The following is an 18,869-nucleotide window of genomic DNA, read 5'->3' as shown; positions in this document are numbered from 1 at the left end:
GACCAGAGACTAGGTGCCTACGAAGTCGCCGTGACAATTGGGGTAGCACCATAAACGCAAGAACCTTGGGCGCAACGGTAAGTCAACAGCGCATAGGTATCAGATTGTGCCGCCGAGGACACGGTTGCGCTTCTGATGTTTGGGAACGGCATAAGCTTATGACGCAAGCCTTGTTGGGTTCATAATCCAAAAGTCGTCGGCATCAATCCCAAACATTTTCTTAACTGAATCACAACTTTCTGCGAAGTAATAAACTGCGAAGTAATAAACACGTGAGTCCTGTGAAGTAGTGGTATAATGGCGCGATGAGGGTTGAATCGGCTTTCAAGCGAGACGATACGTGTTGTTTGCGGCAAGCGTCTGCCGCTCCAGTCGCAGAGGCGCGCTCAACGCATTAAGAGTGAAGTCGCACAAATCTAATTGATCCGTTGCTGCCTAGGGTCGACCAAAAAGAGCACCTCCGAAGTCCGAAGATGACTTCAACCGCTTCTGCACAAATCCGTGCATTAGGGGGAGTCCGACTATGGAGAATCAGCGCAATGGCAATGAACCTCCAATCCCACGCAGGAAGCTCAGATGGACCTCAGTGCTGCGGAAGCCTCTCGTGCTGGCGGTCGGCGCAATGGTCGCCATATTTGCGTTGGATTCGCTTACTCCACGAGGATATGCGGAATGGCTACTGTACCTGATTCCGCTGTCCTTGACTTGGGGGGCTCGCAACCCGCGAAGCACATTGTGGGTTGCTAGCGCCTGCACCGCCCTCATGTGGTTGGGAATGCTTTCTTCGCCAGCAACCATCCGCCCGGATCTTCCGTCTGTCAATCTTCTGTTGGGCTGCGTGGCGCTGTGGCTAGTAGCCTGGTTACTCATAGCGGCTCGTAAACTTCAGGACGAGACTGTCTGCGGATTACAGCGGCGCGAAAGTCAGCAACAGGCCGTGGCAGAGCTCGGCTGCGCAGCGCTGACCGGAATGCCGCTTCCGGATCTTCTCGACCAGGCTGTGCGGGTCGTGAGCGGCATGCTCGATGCGGAGTACTGTAAGGTCCTTGAGCTACTTCCCGGCGGCGGAGAGTTCGTGCTTCGTGCGGGGTTTGGATGGGCCGAAGGAACGGTGGGGCAGGCCCGGGTGGGAACAGGCCAGGAGTCTCAGGCGGGATATACATTACTTTCCGGGAAACCTGTAGTGGTGACGGACCTCGACGCTGAAAACCGGTTTGCGCACCCGGCCCTGCTGAATCGCCATGCGGTGAAGGGCGGCATGAGCGTGATCATCGGTTCGCCTAGCGCTCCGTTCGGGGTGCTGGGTGTGCATACGAAACAGCATCGTGTGTTCACGCAAGACGACATCCAGTTCGTACAATCCATTGCCAACATCATTGCGGGGACCCACACCGCCGAGCGCACCCTCGCTTCCCTACAACAAGCACAGACACTGCTCAAACGGACGGAGGAGATATCCAAGGTTGGGAGTTGGGAGTACGACGTGGCAACGCGCCGAATCGTGTGGACGGACGAGGTCTATCGCATCTACGGCGTAGACCGCCGTGAATATGACCCAAACGATATTGAAAGAGATATCTCATTTTACGCGGAGGAAGACCAAGCAACGATTGAGGAAGCGTTTCGCCGCTGCGTGGAAGCCGGCAAGCCCTACGAGCTGGAACTCGGCTTCACAAATGCCAGTGGCGAAAGGATGTGGATACGCACGACGGGACAAGCGGAGTTAAAGGACAACCGTATTGTCCGTATCTTCGGCAACTTCTCGGATATTACTGAACGAAGACTTGCTCAGAAGACGCTCCAGATGATCGAGGCGGAGAATCGGACCATACTCGAGTCCCTCACAGAAGGTGTTCTCCTTCTTGACAGGCACGGCCGGGTAATAAGGCTGAACAATGCGGCACAAGATCTGTTGGGCATGACGCATGAAGAACTCACAGATACTTCTCTCGACCCATTTCAACGAGCTCAATGCAGCGACGGGACCCCTCTTCCTTTTGATGAGCAGCCGTGGAAGCGCGCGATCAAGACTGGCGCTACGGTCCGCGATATGGAGATGGGCATCCCCCGGGCCGACGGAACGATAGTATGGCTCTCGGCAGGAGCTCAGCCCGTGCGGGACGACGAAGGGTCTACCATCGGTGCCGTTGTGTCGCTCTTTGATATTTCCGAGCGCAAGCGGACGCTGGAGGCACTGAGAGACAGCGAAGAGCGTCTGAGGCTTGCTCAGAAGGCTACCAACGACGTCGTCTGGGACTGGGACATTCTCCATGATTCACAGCGTTGGAGCGAGTCGGCGGCAGTTGTTTTCGGTTGGACGGACATAGTGGAAAAGCCACAGACGGTCTCCTGGTGGGAGGATCGAGTCCATCCGGAAGATCGGCAAAGGGTCAAGGCCGGCTTCTTTGGCGTTGTGGAGGATCCTGCGGGTACTTACTGGGATGACGAGTATCGCTTTCAGAGAGCCGACGGAAGCTACGCGGACGTCATTGACCGGGGATTCATCATGAGGAACACGGCGGGTGAAGCCGTGCGCGTGGTTGGTGCCATGCTTGATATTACGTCGCGCAAGCGGGCGGAGGAGACAATTGCACGCCAATCGGCGGAGATTGCCTCATACTACGATAACGCCCCCATCGGCTTGGCCGTACTGGACCGAGAGCTTCGGTTCGTCCGAATAAATGAGCGGCTTGCGGAAATGAATGGGATACCAGCGAAAGCTCATCTGGGCAGAACAATAGGGGAGACCGTTCCTTCTCTGGAAGCCAAGGTCAGGGAAGTCATTTCGGAGATCATCAGAACCGGTCATGGGATTAGCGACATAGAGTTCTCCGGCGAGACTGCCGCTGCGCCCGGCGAATTACGGACATGGCGCGAAGATTGGTTTCCCATGAGAGATGACGGGGATCCGATAGCGGGTTTCATGGTTGTAGTCCAGGACATTACAGAACGCAAGCGGGCCGAGGCGGCTCTCCACGAATCCGAGGAGAGACTCAGTCTAGTGATCGAAGGCAGCGAACTCGGGTACTGGGACTGGAACATTGCTACCGGTGAGGTGCGACGAAATGCCCGATGGGCGGAAATGCTAGGCTACACACCTGAGGAACTTCAGTTTACGGTCCGGAATTGGATCGACCTTCACCATCCCGATGACCGGGCGAGCGCCTGGCAATCCATCCAGGACCACTTGGCAGGTCGGACTTTGGCACATCGCATGGAATATCGAATGCGGACCAAAGACGGCGGGTATAAGTGGATTTTGGACCAGGCGAGAGTTGTAGCGTACGATGCTTTCGGAAAACCGCTACGAATGAGCGGCACCCACACCGACATCACAAATCGCAAGGAAGCGGAATTGGCTTTGCGCCGGTCGGAGTTGAAATATCGCCGGCTTCACGAATCCATGACTGACGCGTACGTGCTGGTTAGCATGGCGGGGCACATCAAGGAATGGAACAGGGCATTCCAAGAGATGCTGGCGTATTCGGGAGACGAGCTTAGTCATATGCCATATGTAAGCATTACGCCAGACAAGTGGCGCGATTGCGATCGACGCATTGTCGAGGAGCAAGTCATGGTCCGCGGCTACTCTGACGTGTATGAGAAAGAGTACCGGCGCAAGGACGGTACGATTTTCCCGGTGGAGTTGCGCACCTTCCTGATTCGCGACGAGGCGGAACAACCGGAGGGTATGTGGGCCATCGTGCGTGATATCACGGAGAGGAAGCAGACGGAAAACAGGATCAGGGAGTCGCGGCAGCAAGCGCGGCTTCTTGCCCGCCGTCTGTCTGAGTCCGAAGAGGCTGAGCGAAAGAGACTCGCGCGGGAATTACACGATCAAGTTGCCCAATCCATCTCAAGTATTGGCGTCAATCTTGGTTATGTGAGCGCAAAGGTCCCCGCGGACGTATCGGCAGACATTACTGCGAAGATCGAACAGAGTCTGGACATGGTGGAGCAGACGGCTCGAAATATCCGGAACATGATTGCGCAATTGCGCCCGCTGGTACTCGACGATTACGGACTTTTGGCTAGCCTGGAATGGCTGGCGGAGCAGTCTCGTCAGTGCATGGGAATATCTATTGGGGTTTTTGGAGAACTTCCCGAGCCGAGGCTGGAGAGGGATGTTGAGACCGCCTTCTTCCGGATAGCGCAGGAGGCTCTTGCCAATATCGGAAAGCACGCGCGCGCGTCACAGGCAACAATCAGCATCAGTCGAAGCAAAGGTCAAATTCGCATGACAGTCACAGACGACGGCTGCGGCTTTGATTCGCACAGTGTGTCTTCGGCCAGGGAACCCGGGCATATAGGACTGATCAGTATGCGTGAGCGGGCTGAGTCGATCGGAGGGATACTGCGCATTGCATCCGAAATCAACAAAGGGACCACGATAAGCGTTGATTTTCAGGAGAAACCCGAATGCCACTGAGCGTGATTCTTGCCGATGACCATGCCGTGATGCGAGACGGGCTGCGGCTAATCCTGGAGAATCAGGAAGGCATCCGTGTGGTCGGTGATGCCGGTGACGGATACGCGGCGGTCACCCTGGCAAAGGAACACCAACCGGACATCGCTTTGCTGGATGTGACGATGCCGAATCTGAACGGCATCGAAGCAGCCCATAGAATTCGCGAGGTGAGTCCTCGAACACGAGTTGTCATTCTTTCGGTACACGATACGTCCGAGCACATCTTTCGTGCACTCGAGGCAGGGGCCATGGGCTATCTGCTGAAAGAGTGCGCCGGGCGGGAAGTCGTAAAGGCGGTGCGCGAACTGATGGCCGGGCGCCGCTACCTGAGCCAGACGATTGCCGAAACCGTCTTGGACGACTACATTCGGCGGCGGGGATCCGAGGCGGATAGTTCCCCTCTTGCCTTACTCAGCAGAAGGGAGCGCGAAGTACTGCAGCTAGTGGTGGAAGGCAAGTCCAGCAAGGAAATTGCCGCCATCATCCATTGCTCGCCTAAGACCGTCGACACCCACCGCAGCCATCTCATGCGGAAACTCAACGTCTCTGATCTTCCCACCCTCATCCGCTTTGCTATTGCCCACGGCCTCATTCCTGCACCCTGACTGGCGTGCACATCTACTTACCCGGCAAGTCTTTGGCATGTCTGTGTCTGTAGCAAAGGGAATTCATAGAGCGCTGGCCCGTTCTTAGTAAGCAAATCCTCATCCGAAATCACGCGATCTCCTGATGGCCGGGTACCTCTGCTTGAGGCAGGATATGAATGTGTCGTGACTGCGAGTTAAGGATGCAGGAAATGCGGGGTGACCCTGCTCGGAGGACCGAATCATCGGCAAGCGTGCCCACATTCGGGTTGCCGATGATGAGGAAGACTTCCGAAATCAGTTCGCCGTGATGATTCGACATGCAGGCTGCGAAGTCACAACAGCCAGCTGCGGCGATGAAACCCCGCAGATTGCGGTGCGGACAAGAAGGTGCGCCTTTCCAGTCGAACTCGTAATCGCCGATCTACTGATGCCGGGAATGAACACCTTAGAGTTGGTGGACGGGCTGAAGAAGAGAAGCGCCGGAAATCGTGGTGACGGGCTGTGCGGACAACTGCGTACTCCAGGAGTTGGTCCATATGAAGCCGTCCATTCTGATCGTTGATGATAACGAGCAAGTTCTCGTTTCTTTGGCTACGTGGCTGGGAGCGCTGTTTCCCGGGTGTTCGTTCTTCACTGCGAGGAGTGGCGAAGAAGCCGCCGAGATAATCAGCGACATAAAACCGGTAGTTGTGCTGATGGATATCTGCATGCCTGGATGGAGCGGATTCACCACCATTCGTGAGATCCGACGCGCCTACGAGGCATTGGACGTAATTGTGCTGACCGCACACGATGACAACCACTACAGGCGGGAAGCAGAAGAGGCCGGGGCACGGGCATACGTGCTTAAGGATGAGGCACCGCGCAAATTACCGACTCTGTTGAAGCAAGCCTTGTGTCAATGGATCTTCGAAACGACGAGACAGGCATAGCATCTTAAACGGATGCAATTACGAGGGAGGCAACATCAGCATTGCATGTGAGCCTATTGACGATTTAACACCTGAAATACTATGAGCGCTGAAAGAGTCCGGGCACGTCCTTTGAAGAAGGCGAGATGAACTCATCTGAACAGAAGAATTGCCGTAAGTGTTTTGAGAAAGCGGAGACCCTCCCCGCCCGTATAATTCCCTGGTCATTAATCGCCGCAGTTGGTGCAGCAGCTACTGTCCTCGTGGCTTTCGGTTACCTCTTTTCCCACTGTGCTCGTTGTTCCATGGGGCCGCATCAGGTCGAACAACCGCGCTCGGTGGGGCACCAGAGTGCCAGCCAAATCGCTAAATGCCGGGTTGAAGTCGCTGCTGATGGCTGGGTCCTTGGCGCGTATTCAGCCATGCTGCTCCCCATACAGGAGTGGCTGGAAGGAACAGATTCGGAAGAATCCAAGCTTCAGATTCTCTACCGGATGCAGATGTGTCGCAACTATGTAGCCTATTCTGCGATCTACTTCCTCCACCCAGAAGTTAACGTACGCGGCGCTCTTGTGCTCGCTTATGGCCAGCCCGTACCCGATTCCCCTAGATTGCCCGACGCTGAAGTCGATCAGACAGAAGTCGGCGCGGGTCCACGGCGCATTGGCCTGTATCTCATCATTGCAGCCCTTGCCTTGGCAATTGCCGTCGGTACCTTGTTCTATGTTGTCTTGCGGCGAAAGGTAAAGTCGCTCGCACTCCACCAGCGCGAATTGGAGTGGGACAAGGACGCCAGAGAGGTCGAGTTCCAAACCGAGAGAGAATACCGACAAGGCCAGCTTCGCGAACGTGAAAGAAGGTATGCCGAACTCGTAGAGAATGCCAACAGCGCGATTATTCGATGGAAGTCCGATGGCACAATTACCTTCTTCAATATGTTCGCGCAAGAATTCTTCGGCTATCGCGAGGATGAGGCGTGCGGAAAGAGCGTAGCCATTATAGTGCCTAGGACCGAGTCTACAGGCAGAGACTTGAGCAATCTTATCGAAGATATTGTGAGGAGGCCCGAGCGCTACTTTAAGAACGTCAATGAGAATGTCCGCCGGGATGGCAGCAGGGTGTGGATGGCATGGACCAACAAGCCGGTTTTCGACTCGGAGGGGAACGTGACAGAAGTGCTCGCCGTCGGAACTGACGTCACGGATCGAGTAAGAGCGGAAGAACAACTACGCATCCTCAACTCCGAACTAGAGCGCACAGTCGCCCGCCGGACGGCCGCGCTTCAATTTGCCAATCAGGAGTTGGAGGCCTTTGCGTACTCGGTCAGCCACGACCTGCGTGCGCCACTGCGCGCCATCGACGGCTATAGCAAGATTCTGCTTGATGACTATTCTGATCGGGTAGACGAGGATGGCCGATTCTTGCTTGTCCAAGTCAGAGACTGCGCCAAGGAGATGGGATTGCTTATTGACGACTTGCTTGCGTTCAGCCGCATGAGCAGACAGAACTTGGTGCTGCAGGATCTGAATATTGAGGCCATGGTGAGACTGGTTTTCCAGGAAGTCACGGACGGATGTCCTGATCGCGTGGTGCGACTTGATTTACGTCCGCTTCCACCAGCCCGGGGCGATAAAGCCATGGTGCGGGAAGTTCTGCGCAACCTTCTCGGTAACGCTGTGAAGTTCACGCGCCCGCAAGCTGAAGCCGTCATCGAAGTGACGGGCAATAGGCATGACAGTGAGGTCATTTATCGCGTCCGCGACAATGGCGTCGGGTTCGATGAACGGTATTCGGACAAGCTTTTCAACGTGTTTCAGCGGTTGCACCGAAGCGAGGAATATGAAGGTACCGGTGTGGGCCTGGCTTTAGTGCGTCGCATCGTGGAAAAGCACGGTGGTCGGGTCGGGGCAGAAGGCGACGTCGGCAAGGGTGCGGCATTCTGGTTCAGTCTGCCGCTCGGGAATGGAGGTCCGGAAGATGTCTATTAACAGACCTGTCGAGATTCTTCTCGTTGAGGACAATCCACGCGACATCGACTTGACTCTGCGGGCCATGAAAAAGCGGAATCTGGCCAACAGAGTCTTTGTGGTCAGGGACGGAGCTGAGGCTTTGGACTATATCTTCGCACGAGGCCAATACGCGGATAACGGCCCAAACGACACGCCGAAGGTGATACTTCTCGATATAAAACTTCCGAAAGTCGATGGTCTCGAAGTACTGCGGCAGATCAAGTCCGACGAGTCAAAGAAGAGTATTCCAATCGTTGTACTAACGTCTTCGCGCGAAGAGAGAGATGTAGTCGAGAGCTACAAGCTGGGCGTTAATAGCTATATCCAAAAACCTGTTGATTTTGACAAGTTCCTCGATTGTGTTGGGGGACTCGGCTTGTATTGGCTTTTGTACAATCAGGTTCCGGGCTGCTAAGAGACGAAAGCGAAAGTCTTTACAGGAGCCATTATGAATCACGTCAAAACAGGGACGACCTCTTTGCCGACTGTGGGCAGCCGCAAGAAATTGCGGGTATTGATCCTTGAAGACGTTTCCAGAGACGCCGACCTGGTCGCACGCGAACTGCGGCGCGTAGTCGCTTCGTTTGAAAGCCGGCACGCGGCGACGCGAGAAATGTTCCTGGAAGCGTTGGATGTTTTCCGCCCAGACCTTGTCCTTTCCGACTACACTATGCCCGGGTTCAATGGAATAGAAGCATTGCAGTTGGTCAAGGAACGCGCGCCAAGCACTCCCGTCATCATTGTTACCGGATCGATTAGCGAGGAGGTCGCTGCTGAGTGCATCAAGGCGGGAGCGGACGACTACGTCCTCAAGGAGAACCTTAAGCGTCTTGGCCCGGCCGTCCATCAGGCGATGGAACGAGCGCGTCTCCGCCAGGAGAATGCCGCCGCGGAACGCGAACTGGAGCAAGCCGCGCGCGAGTGGCGCATTACGTTCGACGCCATGAGCGATGCCGTGTGTGTAGTTGACGCTGAAGGCCGGCTCCTGCGCTGTAATGAGGCCATGTCGAGACTTTTCAACAGACCGCTTTCGGAGATTCTAGGGCGTCATTGTTTTGAAGTCGTTCACGGGACCTGTGCCCCTGTCGCCAATTGTCCCTTTGAATGCGCAAGGCACACCAAACGCAGAGAAACCATGGAGTTCCAGGCGAAGGATCGCTGGATTCAAGTAACCGTGGACCCGTTGCTGGACAAGGAGGGATCTTTTTGCGGCGCCGTTCACGTGATGACGGATTTGACGGATCGCAAACGCACGGAAGGCACGCTGCTATTGCACGACCGCCGCATGAACGCGTTGCTTGAGCTGAACCGGCGCAGCAGCGCATCGCCCCAGGAGCTTGTCAATTTCGCCGTCGAAGCTGCTGCCGTCTCTCTCGACAGCCCGTGTGCATTTGTCGGAACGCTAAGTCCTGATGAAAGGACCCTGACATATCACGCATGGTCTAAAGATTTCATGGATCGATGCGCAGGGCCGAGCAATTCGATGGTTTTCCCAAGTGTCGAAATCGGACCATGGGCTGAGGCCGTACGTGAGCGGAAACCAGTGGTCGTCAATGATTGCACAACACACCCCCACTTTAAGCGCGTCGACCAGGAAGGCAATGTGACGTTCACGCGACAGTTGTGTGTGCCGGTACTTGAGGGAATGCGAATTGTAGCAGTAGGCGCCGTCGCCAATAAGGCTACGGACTACACGGAGACGGATGCCGCCGCTCTTGAAGCGCTTGTCGGCGAAATGTGGCACCTTCTTCGGCATATGCAGGAGGAGGCCGCTCTTGAGCGAAGTGAGGCCAATCTCGATGCGGCGCAACGGCTCGCCCGCATGGGTAGCTGGGACTATGACTTTCGGACAAATGCTCACTGGTGCTCGAAGGAAATGAGCGCCATTTGCGAGATGGCGCCCGCTGACGGAATGGACACGTTGGAGAGCCTGCTTTCTTTAATTCATCCCGAGGACCAGGTCCAAGCGAGAGCAGACATTGAGTGGGCCCGCCAGAACCGAACGGATTGCGCGCTGGACTGCAGGCTTTGTCTCCCGAGCGGGCGAGAGAAGGTGGTCCATGTCAGGGCGCAGACGTTAAGCGCGGATGACGGCAGTCCGCTAAGGTTCATGGGCATTGTTCAAGACATTACGGCGGCTAGGCAGATTGAGAGGGAGCGCACGCGCTTGGCCTTGGCGATTGAGCACGCGGCGGAGGCCGTGGTCATCACGGACCTTCAAGGCGTCATCCAGTACGTGAATCCCGCCTTTGAACAGTTCACAGGATACAGCGCTTGGGAAGTCGTCGGTCAGAACCCACGCATACTGAAAAGCGGTGAGCAAGACGATGCCTTCTACCGAAGTCTCTGGGATGCCATTTCAACTCGGGGTCTGTGGAAAGGACGCTTCGTGAACCGCCGAAAGGACGGAAGCCTATATACGGAGGATGCCACCATATCGGCGGTACGCGACCCTTCTGGGAGAATAATCAATTATGTGGCTGTGAAGCGCGACATTACGGAGGAACTCCGGAAAGAAGAACGTCTGCTCCAAGCCCAGAAGATGGAGGCTATAGGTCAGTTGGCTGGAGGCGTGGCTCATGACTTTAACAACATCCTTCAAGCCATCATCGGGTACGTCGCCATGCTGCAGGATCGTGTGGAAGAAGAGTCTCCTCTTCACGAGTTCGCCTGCGAAATCGGGGATGCCGCTGAACGCGCGAGCGGCCTGACGCGTCAATTGCTGGCATTCAGCCGCCGCCAAGTCCTTCAGGCCGAGGACGTGGATCTCAACGATGTCGTCCGTGACTTAATGAAAATGATCAAACGCGTTATTGGAGAAGACATTAAAATCCATGTGACCGAGGGCTCTGAACTCGCCTCGATTCACGCCGACCGCGGCCAAATAGAGCAGATACTGCTAAACCTGTGCGTCAACGCCAGAGACGCCATGCCAGAAGGTGGTACGCTGGAGGTCGAGACGAAGAATGTCATTCTCGATGACGAGTATTGCAGCCGGCATAATTGCGCGAATCCGGGATGTCATGTCCTGCTCAGCGTCACAGATACAGGCTGCGGCATGGATAAGGCCACTCTCGAACGCATCTTTGAACCGTTTTTCACGACAAAGGAACTGGGACGGGGAACTGGACTTGGACTCGCGACCGTCTATGGCATCGTGCGGCAGCATAACGGAATTATTGAGGTATATAGCGAGCGGGGACAGGGTTCCACCTTCAAGGTCTACCTGCCTTCGGTAGACCGAGAGGCGTCTTTCGTAGAAGACAAAGATGAGGCAAATCCTGAGGTGGGTGGCACGGAGACAATTCTCCTGGCCGAAGATGACCCCGCGCTCCAGCGACTCGCGCAACGGATTCTGGAGGCTGCGGGATATAGCGTGCTAATTGCGAACAATGGCGAGGAAGCCCTGGAAGTCTTCGAGGCCCACAAAGAGCACGTTGACCTTGCTCTTCTTGACGTGGTGATGCCCAAAGCCAGCGGCCTTGCGACCTACGAAATTCTAAAGGTACGCAAGCCGGGTCTACGATTCCTCTTTTCAAGTGGGTACAGCACCAGTACGGTCCACGTGGAGTTTCTGCTGAGCAAAGGGATTGAATTCCTCCAGAAGCCTTACTCACCCAAGGTGCTCCTTCAGAAGATCCGTTTAGTATTGGACGCTCATCTTTCCGATCCCGAAGGCGAACAGAATTCTGAAAAGGAAACGACGCCATGAGGACCACGAAGTCACGCGACGTGGAGCGGAGTAAGGGTTCGCGGCAAGTCGATGTTCTCATCGCAGACGACGATAGCCTGCTTCTGAAGATGCTGTCACGTGAATTGATTGACAAGGGCTTTACGTGCTCTACCGCTATTGACGGCCATGAAGCATTGACCTTGCTTTTAGGGGAAGACATCGACGCGGCATTAATTGACCTGGACATGCCCGGACTCGATGGGTTTGGCGTGCTCGCGGCGATTCAACAGCAAGAGATTAATACAATTCCTATCGTTCTGACAGGGACAGGAAATGTCTCGGCCGCTGTAAAAGCGATGAAACTGGGTGCCTTCGACTTCCTTGAGAAGCCCTGCAATCCCGAATTGCTCGCTCATGCCATTCGCCGCGCACGAGAGTATCGAGAGGCCAAAGTGGCGTGGCGGCGTATGAGAGACCTGGCCGAGGAGTGGCAGGCCACCTTTGACGCTTCCCCTGATCCCATAATTGCGCTCGACTTCGCGGGACGCATCATTCGATGCAACCGCACAGCAGCAAACATCGCCGGGGTCGACGTGAACCTGCTCAACGGTCGCAAGTGCCATGAGGCCTTGTGCGGTACGCCACATTCTCTGGCTGAGTGCCCATTCACGCATCACCTCCAAGCCGCTGGTCCACTCTCCACGGAACACGACATGTGGAACGGTGTCTTCGAATTCTCGTCCGCGCCTCTTTTACGCAACGACGGCGAAGCATGGGGCTGTCTTATCGTTGCGCGCGACAGAATGAGGCATAAACTTGCAGAAAGAGCTCTGAGAGAGAGTGAACAGCGGTATCGCACACTGTTTATGGCTTCACGGGACGCCATCATGACGCTGGAACCTCCTTCGTGGCGCTTTACATCAGCGAACCAAGCGTGTCTGGATGTGTTTGGATGTCGCGAGAAGGCAGAGTTTGTAGCACTCGGACTCGGAGATCTGTCACCTGAGACCCAACCTGACGGACGTCAGTCCGTCGAGATGGCCATGGAAATGATCCAGAAGGCCTTGAACGCAGGGAGTCATTTTTTCGAGTGGCGGCACAAACGACTTGGAGGTGAAGAATTTCCTGCGACAGTTCTCCTGACTCGGACGGACCTTGGCGACCGAACCATCCTTCAAGCTACCGTCAGGGACATTACGGAGCAGAGAAAGCACGCAGACGACTTACGGGAGAGCGAGGAAAAGTTCCGAGTAATGACGAATGCTGCGCAGGATGCGATCCTGATGATGGATGGAGATGGACGAATCACATTCTACAACTCCGGCGCCGAGAGCATCTTTGGTTGGACCGCGGGTGAGGTACTTGGCAAGGACCTTCACGCGCTGCTTGCCCCTGAGCAATACCGGGCTAACTACGAAGCGGGAATGGCACATTTCCGTAACACCGGTCAAGGGCAGGCCGTAGGGAAAACGCTGGAACTGACGGCTCTACGGAAGAATGGTCTTGTGTTCCCTATTGAAATCTCGCTTTCTGGAGTCCAGGTACACGGAGACTGGCATGCCGTCGGTGTCATCCGGGATATTTCTGCCCGAAAACTTGTTGAGCAGAACCTTCAGGATGCCTTGGGGGAATCGTGCGCGCGGGAGCGGCAAGTAGCCATGCTACTGAAGTCGGCGCGGGCTATCCTGGACTGTGAAAGCTTCATCGAATCGGCTCGCCAGGTCTTCGATGCGTGCCGCGAAGTCACCGGTGCTACGGCCGGCTATGTTGCTCTTCTATCAGGAGAGGGAGAGGAGAATGAGGTTCTCTTCCTAGAATCTGGTGGCGCTTTCTGTAGTGTGGACCCTTCCCTTCCCATGCCCATCCGCGGATTGCGCGCTGAAGCGTACCGTCTGAAGTGCCCCGTATTCGAGAATGACTTTAGTCAATCTGAGTGGGTGAAGTTTATGCCAGATGGGCACGTTTCGCTGCGCAACGTCTTGTTTGCCCCGCTCATGCTCAATGATAAGGCCGTAGGTCTGCTGGGGCTGTCAAACAAGGATGGTGATTTCACGGAAGAGGATGCGCGCTTAGCGGCGGCATTTGGCCAACAGGCGTCTGTTGCCTTGAGGAATGTCCGCTCGCGCGATGCATTACGTGCATCCGAAGAAAAGGTCCGGCAGATTGTCGACAACATAAGCCTTGGCGTCTCTCTAATCGGCCCGGACATGAGGATCATTGAAGTCAACCGTAAGATGAGGGAATGGTTTCCAGACGTCGAACCAGGTCAGCTGTCCGTTTCACACAGAGCCGTTGCGGACACGTCAGGCGATGCCGATCCTGCTTCATCTCCCATCGCAGCTACATTGGCGGATGGTCATACGCACGAGGCGACTCTCAGTCTGCATGTCAATGGGGAAACTCGCAGCTATCGTCTTGTTGCGTGTCCTGTTCACAATTCCGAAGGAGATGTAGTGTCGGTGATTAAGATGATGGATGACATCACAGAGAGGCGGCGGCTTGAGCAGGAATTGGGACAAGCACAGAAATTGGAGGCTGTGGGACGTCTGGCGGCGGGCATTGCGCACGAAATCAACACGCCCACGCAGTATGTGGGCGACAACATCGAGTTTCTACGGATTGCGTACGATAACCTCACCGCGCTGATTGAGGTGCTTCGTCGCATGGTAAGTGAGGCATCGTATGGCAGTGTTCCTTCGGAGTCCCTTTCCGAGGCGAAGAACTTGATAGATTCAATGAACTTGGACTATCTCGTCGATCAAATACCGAAGGCAATCGAGCAGTCCATTGAGGGAGTGGGTCGCGTCTCGTCCATCGTTCAGGCTATGAAAGAGTTTTCGCACCCGGGAACCGCTGAAAAGGTGCAAGTTGATCTGAATCAGTGTATCCGAAGCACGGTCACTGTCTCGCGTAACGAATGGAAGTACGTAGCTGACTTGTATACTGAGCTGGATGAAAGCCTTCCTTGCGTACTCTGCCTTCCCGGTGAGTTCAACCAAGTCATTCTCAACATGATTGTAAATGCAGCACATGCCATCGGGGAAGTCGTGGGAGACAAGGCGGAGTACAAAGGCAGGATTACGGTGAGTACCCAGCAAAAAGGCAACTGGGCCGAGGTGCGCATAAGCGACACCGGCGCGGGCATCCCCAAGGACATACTGGGCCGCATATTTGACCCTTTCTTTACGACGAAGGGCGTGGGTCGTGGAACGGGACAAGGACTTGCAATCGCGCGCAACGTAATTGTGGATAAGCACGGAGGAACGATCACCGTCGAAAGCGAGGTAGGGAAGGGAAGTACGTTCATTATACGGCTACCAATCCATGCTCCGCAGGCAGATGTACAGTCAGATGATACAAGCATATTAGACCTTCAGGCACGGGTTCGTTAGGCGGGCTGCATTCAACGATTTACCAGTCGAGTCGCATGAAGATGAATACGGCAAAAGAATCTCGAAAAAGAATACTGTTCGTCGATGACGAGCCAAATATTCTTCAGATGCTTGACCGTCTGCTGCACCAGTCAGATGTCGATTGGATACCAGAGTTCTGCCTAGGTGTGGACGAGGCACTGGCAGTGCTCAAGACAATCCCCTTTGACGCCGTGGTCACGGACATACGTATGCCTGAAAAGGATGGGTTTGAGCTAGTCGCTGCAATGCACGCGGACAATAGTCTTCGCCGAATTCCCGTCATTATTCTCACGGGAGAAGGCGACCGTACATTGAAGCGACGAGCACTGGACTGCGGGGCAACGGACTTGCTGAACAAGCCCGTATCTCGGGAGGACTTGATTGCCCGATTACGCAGCGTCTTGCGCATAAAAGACTACGAAGACCGCCTCAGTGACCAGGTTAAGCTGCTGGACGGCCTTGTCAAAGAGCGCACAAGAGATTTGGAGCGGTCCCATCGTGAGGTGATATGGCGTTTGGCGAAGGCCGGCGAGTATCGAGACGACCAGACGGGAAATCATGTTGCACGGGTGGCATGGTGTTCGTGTTTGCTGGCCGCGGAAATTGGCATGAAACCATGCGATGTGGAACTGCTTCTTCAAACAAGCCCTCTGCACGATATCGGCAAAATCGGAATACCCGACAGCATTCTCCTTAAGCCGGGCCAACTCACTCCTGATGAGCGAGCAGTCATGGAGCGTCATACCCTCATTGGTGAGGACATTCTTCGCCAGCCCCCCAGGGCCTTCGCGCCTCTGAAGGACCATGACGGGGCGCTCTTACTCTCTCTGGCGGGCGGCAACCGACTGCCCATGATTGAAATGGCGTGCGCTGTCGCGCGCCACCATCACGAAAGATGGGATGGGACGGGCTACCCGGACAGTTTGGCACGAGACGCCATCCCCCTCGAGGCGCGAATTGTGGCGCTGGCCGATGTGTACGATGCGCTCATTTCTGAACGCCCCTACAAGAAACCCATTCCTCGTGAAAGGGCCTTGTCGATTTTGAAGGAGGGATCTGGACATCACTTTGATCCCGACCTTGTGCAGATCTTTGTCGCTAATGTCACGAAGATCGATGAGACTTATGTCCGACTTGCCGGACCAAACTCTTATTCCTTCTCAAAGGTTTGAGAGTGATGAAGCACATTCTATTTGTGGACGACGAACCCAATATTCTCGAGGGGTTGCAGCGCATGCTGTTCCCCTTTCAACACGAGTGGCGCATTGGATTTGCCTCTGGCGGACAAGAAGCTCTCGATATTATGCAGCGAGAACATTTCGACGTTATCGTTACGGATATGCGCATGCCGGGAATGGACGGAGCGAAGCTGCTGGAGATCGTCAAGAAACGACAACCCGATGCTATCCGGTTCGTACTGACCGGCCAGTCCGATACAGCAACCCTCTACCGTACGGTAGGAGAGGCCCATCAGTTTCTCACCAAGCCTTGCAAGCCTACATTGCTGAAAGAATGTGTGGACCGCGCTTTCGCCATTAGGGACCTGCTCCAGAGCGATTCGCTGCGGGCTGTAGTGTCTCAGATTGAAAGCCTGCCGCCAATGCCTCAGACCTATGCCAAACTTTGCGAGAAGCTTCGTTCTCCCGATGTTTCAGCTAAAGACGTGGGGCTTCTAATGGAAAGCGATCTCGCGATGACGGCCAAGGTGCTTCATTTAGTGAATTCTGCCTTCTTCGGGTTCAGGCAGCGTGTCTCCAGCGCATCTCAGGCGGTAGCCCTATTGGGATTCGAGACAATTAAAGCGCTTGTGCTGATGACGGGCCTGTTTTCAAATGTGCAGGAAAGGAAGCTACCTTCGGGGTTTTCCTTCGACAGGCTATGGCAACACAGCTTAAAAGTGGGATCCTATGCACAGATGATCGCTCTCGCCGAGAGTGCATCCAAGGATTCAGTCAACGATGCCTACACGGCGGGCCTTCTGCACGATTGTGGAGAACTTGTCCTGGCTGCTGCTTGTCAAGAAGACTTCACTCACGCATACGACTACGCCATGGTCAACGGGGTGCGCCAATCAGAGGCCGAAAAGGAGTTGCTCGGCTGTACGCATGCAGAAATTGGGGCGTATTTGCTCGGAATATGGGGGTTACCCCATCCAATTGTGGAGGCGGTTGCTTATCACCACAGACCAACCGAGTTCATTGGTGCCGGTTTCTCGCCAGTTACGGCGGTGCATGTCGCGGACGCGCTTGCGTGGTCTAACAGCGTCGGGAATGCAGAGTATCCGCTTCCGGAGGTGGATCATGCCTACCTCGCCGGCCTTGGAATGGATGGCAGATATGAGGCATGGCGTGCGGCATGTGAGGCTCTCGATTCAAGAGGAGGGGGGTGAGTAAGTATGGAAGAACGTGTTCTGTTTGTGGACGACGACCCAAACATCCTGGAGGCCTACCAACGAAAATTGCAGCATGCACTCAAGGTTCACACAGCTCAGGGCCCTCACGCAGGATTGAAGCAACTTCTGGAAAAGGGACCCTTTGCGGTTGTAGTGGCGGATATGAACATGCCCCTTATGAATGGCGTCGAATTCCTCGAAAAGGCCAGGGAGCTGGCGCCGGAGACGGTACGCATGATGCTCACCGGAAATGCGGACATCCGAGTAGCTATGGACGCCGTCAATAGCGGCAATGTATTCCGCTTCCTGACGAAGCCTTGCCCTTCCCAATTAATGGGCGAATCGCTCATTGCCGGGATAAAACAGTATCGGCTTGTTATGGCAGAGAAGGAAGTTCTGGAGGGTACGTTGAACGGCGCTGTAGAACTCCTGGTAGAGATCCTTTCTTGGGTCCGCCCGGATGCCTTTGGACGCACACTTCAAGTGCGAAGTACGGTGAAGGACCTAGCAGCGAGACTGAAGGTACCCAATTCGTGGGAATTCGATATGGCGGCAGTGTTGTCCCAGATCGGATATATGGCAATTCCGCAGGAGATTCTTGGGAAGGTAGCCGGGGGCGAACAATTAAACGTCGACGAACAGCAGATGCTCGCCACTATTCCTGCCATCGGCCAAGAACTTCTGCAACACATCCCACGCCTCAACAATGTTGCAAGGATTGTGCTCTACCAAGATAAGCAATACAACGGCGGCGGATTCCCAGGGGACAGCGTGGCTGGCAAAGACATACCACTCGGTGCAAGGGTCCTTAAGGTAGCAATCGATCTCCTGAAGTTGCGTGCTTCAGGCCTCGATAAGCAGGAAGCAATCAACGAAATGGCGCGGCGCGAAGGATGGTACGATCCGCACGTACTCCAAGCAGCTGTCGGGACAGCGACTACGCTGGAAATGCCCGAATCTTGCTGGAGAAGACTTCAGATGCCATTTGCAGAAGTCCGGGCAGGGCTAACTCTGGCCTCGGATATATTGACTGCCGATGGCAGAAAACTCGTGGCGGCAGGGACAGAACTTTCCGAGGCGCTACTCGTTCGTCTGAAAAAATTCGCGGAACTTAAGGGATTGACCGAACCTATAGAAATCAAAATTCGTATCTGACAGGAGACTGGTCTATCTCTGGTGTACCTTCAGATAAGCATTCAATGGCAGATATGAAATATCCTCGGTTCAGTCTCCATTTTCACGATCCGTGTGGCTCGTCAAAAATGATACTCGTTCAGTAGTCGCAAGTTATTGAATTCACAGGTGGTTGTGGCGATTGAAGTTAAGTCGCTCACAACCCAACGAGCGTTTAATCGCGCCCAAAGCTGTCGACAGATTTCCTTTTGACCCACTCACCCCTTAATGGGCACGACAAGG

11 protein-coding genes are annotated in these 18,869 nt (G+C 54.9%); all 11 read left to right on the top strand.

Annotated features, from left to right (window positions below; translation table 11 throughout):
• Window positions 1-523: 523 nt before the first annotated feature.
• The 11 genes from K1Y02_17525 to K1Y02_17475 all read left to right on the top strand — a co-directional run bounded on the left by K1Y02_17525 (window position 524) and on the right by K1Y02_17475 (window position 18,608).
• The gene (locus tag K1Y02_17525; GenBank protein MBX7258166.1) at window positions 524-4,429 is read left to right on the top strand and encodes a PAS domain S-box protein; all 3,906 of its coding nucleotides are present in this window, start codon (window positions 524-526) and stop codon (window positions 4,427-4,429) included.
• A complete protein-coding gene (locus tag K1Y02_17520) occupies window positions 4,420-5,073 on the top strand; it encodes a response regulator transcription factor (protein MBX7258165.1) in 654 nt (217 codons plus the stop codon). Before K1Y02_17525 ends, K1Y02_17520 begins: the two co-directional genes overlap by 10 nt.
• 289 nt (window positions 5,074-5,362) lie before the next feature.
• On the top strand, window positions 5,363-5,617 hold the full coding sequence (locus K1Y02_17515; protein ID MBX7258164.1) for a hypothetical protein: 255 nt from the start codon (window positions 5,363-5,365) through the stop codon (window positions 5,615-5,617).
• A complete protein-coding gene (locus K1Y02_17510) occupies window positions 5,592-5,987 on the top strand; it encodes a response regulator transcription factor (GenBank protein ID MBX7258163.1) in 396 nt (131 codons plus the stop codon). Before K1Y02_17515 ends, K1Y02_17510 begins: the two co-directional genes overlap by 26 nt.
• A gap of 125 nt (window positions 5,988-6,112) precedes the next feature.
• Window positions 6,113-7,954 (top strand): PAS domain S-box protein, encoded by a 1,842-nt coding sequence (locus tag K1Y02_17505; GenBank protein ID MBX7258162.1) that lies wholly within the window; start codon window positions 6,113-6,115, stop codon window positions 7,952-7,954.
• Window positions 7,944-8,390 carry a response regulator gene (locus K1Y02_17500; GenBank protein MBX7258161.1) on the top strand — a complete coding sequence of 149 codons (447 nt, stop codon included), beginning with the start codon at window positions 7,944-7,946 and terminating at the stop codon, window positions 8,388-8,390. The genes K1Y02_17505 and K1Y02_17500 overlap by 11 nt, the downstream gene beginning before the upstream one ends.
• A 33-nt stretch (window positions 8,391-8,423) precedes the next feature.
• Window positions 8,424-11,687: a PAS domain S-box protein gene (locus K1Y02_17495; GenBank protein MBX7258160.1), complete on the top strand. Its 3,264-nt coding sequence runs from the start codon at window positions 8,424-8,426 to the stop codon at window positions 11,685-11,687.
• Window positions 11,684-15,040 (top strand): PAS domain S-box protein, encoded by a 3,357-nt coding sequence (locus tag K1Y02_17490; protein ID MBX7258159.1) that lies wholly within the window; start codon window positions 11,684-11,686, stop codon window positions 15,038-15,040. The genes K1Y02_17495 and K1Y02_17490 overlap by 4 nt, the downstream gene beginning before the upstream one ends.
• A 41-nt stretch (window positions 15,041-15,081) precedes the next feature.
• The gene (locus tag K1Y02_17485) at window positions 15,082-16,233 is read left to right on the top strand and encodes a response regulator (protein MBX7258158.1); all 1,152 of its coding nucleotides are present in this window, start codon (window positions 15,082-15,084) and stop codon (window positions 16,231-16,233) included.
• A gap of 5 nt (window positions 16,234-16,238) precedes the next feature.
• The gene (locus tag K1Y02_17480; protein MBX7258157.1) at window positions 16,239-17,450 is read left to right on the top strand and encodes an HDOD domain-containing protein; all 1,212 of its coding nucleotides are present in this window, start codon (window positions 16,239-16,241) and stop codon (window positions 17,448-17,450) included.
• A 6-nt stretch (window positions 17,451-17,456) separates the two neighbouring features.
• Window positions 17,457-18,608 (top strand): response regulator, encoded by a 1,152-nt coding sequence (locus tag K1Y02_17475; GenBank protein MBX7258156.1) that lies wholly within the window; start codon window positions 17,457-17,459, stop codon window positions 18,606-18,608.
• Window positions 18,609-18,869 lie beyond the last annotated feature (261 nt).

It is taken from the genome of Candidatus Hydrogenedentota bacterium (genome assembly GCA_019695095.1).
Classification (GTDB): domain Bacteria; phylum Hydrogenedentota; class Hydrogenedentia; order Hydrogenedentales; family SLHB01; genus JAIBAQ01.
Note: the sequence above shows the minus strand (reverse complement) of the source record. Positions and strands in the feature narration are given on the sequence as shown.

Bases quoted from the DNA above. Each gene is read 5' to 3' on its own strand.
- K1Y02_17475 (MBX7258156.1), top strand. From the start codon at position 17,457: ATGGAAGAACGTGTTCTGTTTGTGGACGACGACCCAAACATCCTGGAG.
- K1Y02_17500 (MBX7258161.1), top strand. From the start codon at position 7,944: ATGTCTATTAACAGACCTGTCGAGATTCTTCTCGTTGAGGACAATCCA.
- K1Y02_17495 (MBX7258160.1), top strand. From the start codon at position 8,424: ATGAATCACGTCAAAACAGGGACGACCTCTTTGCCGACTGTGGGCAGC.
- K1Y02_17485 (MBX7258158.1), top strand. From the start codon at position 15,082: ATGAATACGGCAAAAGAATCTCGAAAAAGAATACTGTTCGTCGATGAC.
- K1Y02_17490 (MBX7258159.1), top strand. From the start codon at position 11,684: ATGAGGACCACGAAGTCACGCGACGTGGAGCGGAGTAAGGGTTCGCGG.
- K1Y02_17515 (MBX7258164.1), top strand. From the start codon at position 5,363: ATGATTCGACATGCAGGCTGCGAAGTCACAACAGCCAGCTGCGGCGAT.
- K1Y02_17480 (MBX7258157.1), top strand. From the start codon at position 16,239: ATGAAGCACATTCTATTTGTGGACGACGAACCCAATATTCTCGAGGGG.
- K1Y02_17520 (MBX7258165.1), top strand. From the start codon at position 4,420: ATGCCACTGAGCGTGATTCTTGCCGATGACCATGCCGTGATGCGAGAC.
- K1Y02_17525 (MBX7258166.1), top strand. From the start codon at position 524: ATGGAGAATCAGCGCAATGGCAATGAACCTCCAATCCCACGCAGGAAG.
- K1Y02_17510 (MBX7258163.1), top strand. From the start codon at position 5,592: ATGAAGCCGTCCATTCTGATCGTTGATGATAACGAGCAAGTTCTCGTT.
- K1Y02_17505 (MBX7258162.1), top strand. From the start codon at position 6,113: ATGAACTCATCTGAACAGAAGAATTGCCGTAAGTGTTTTGAGAAAGCG.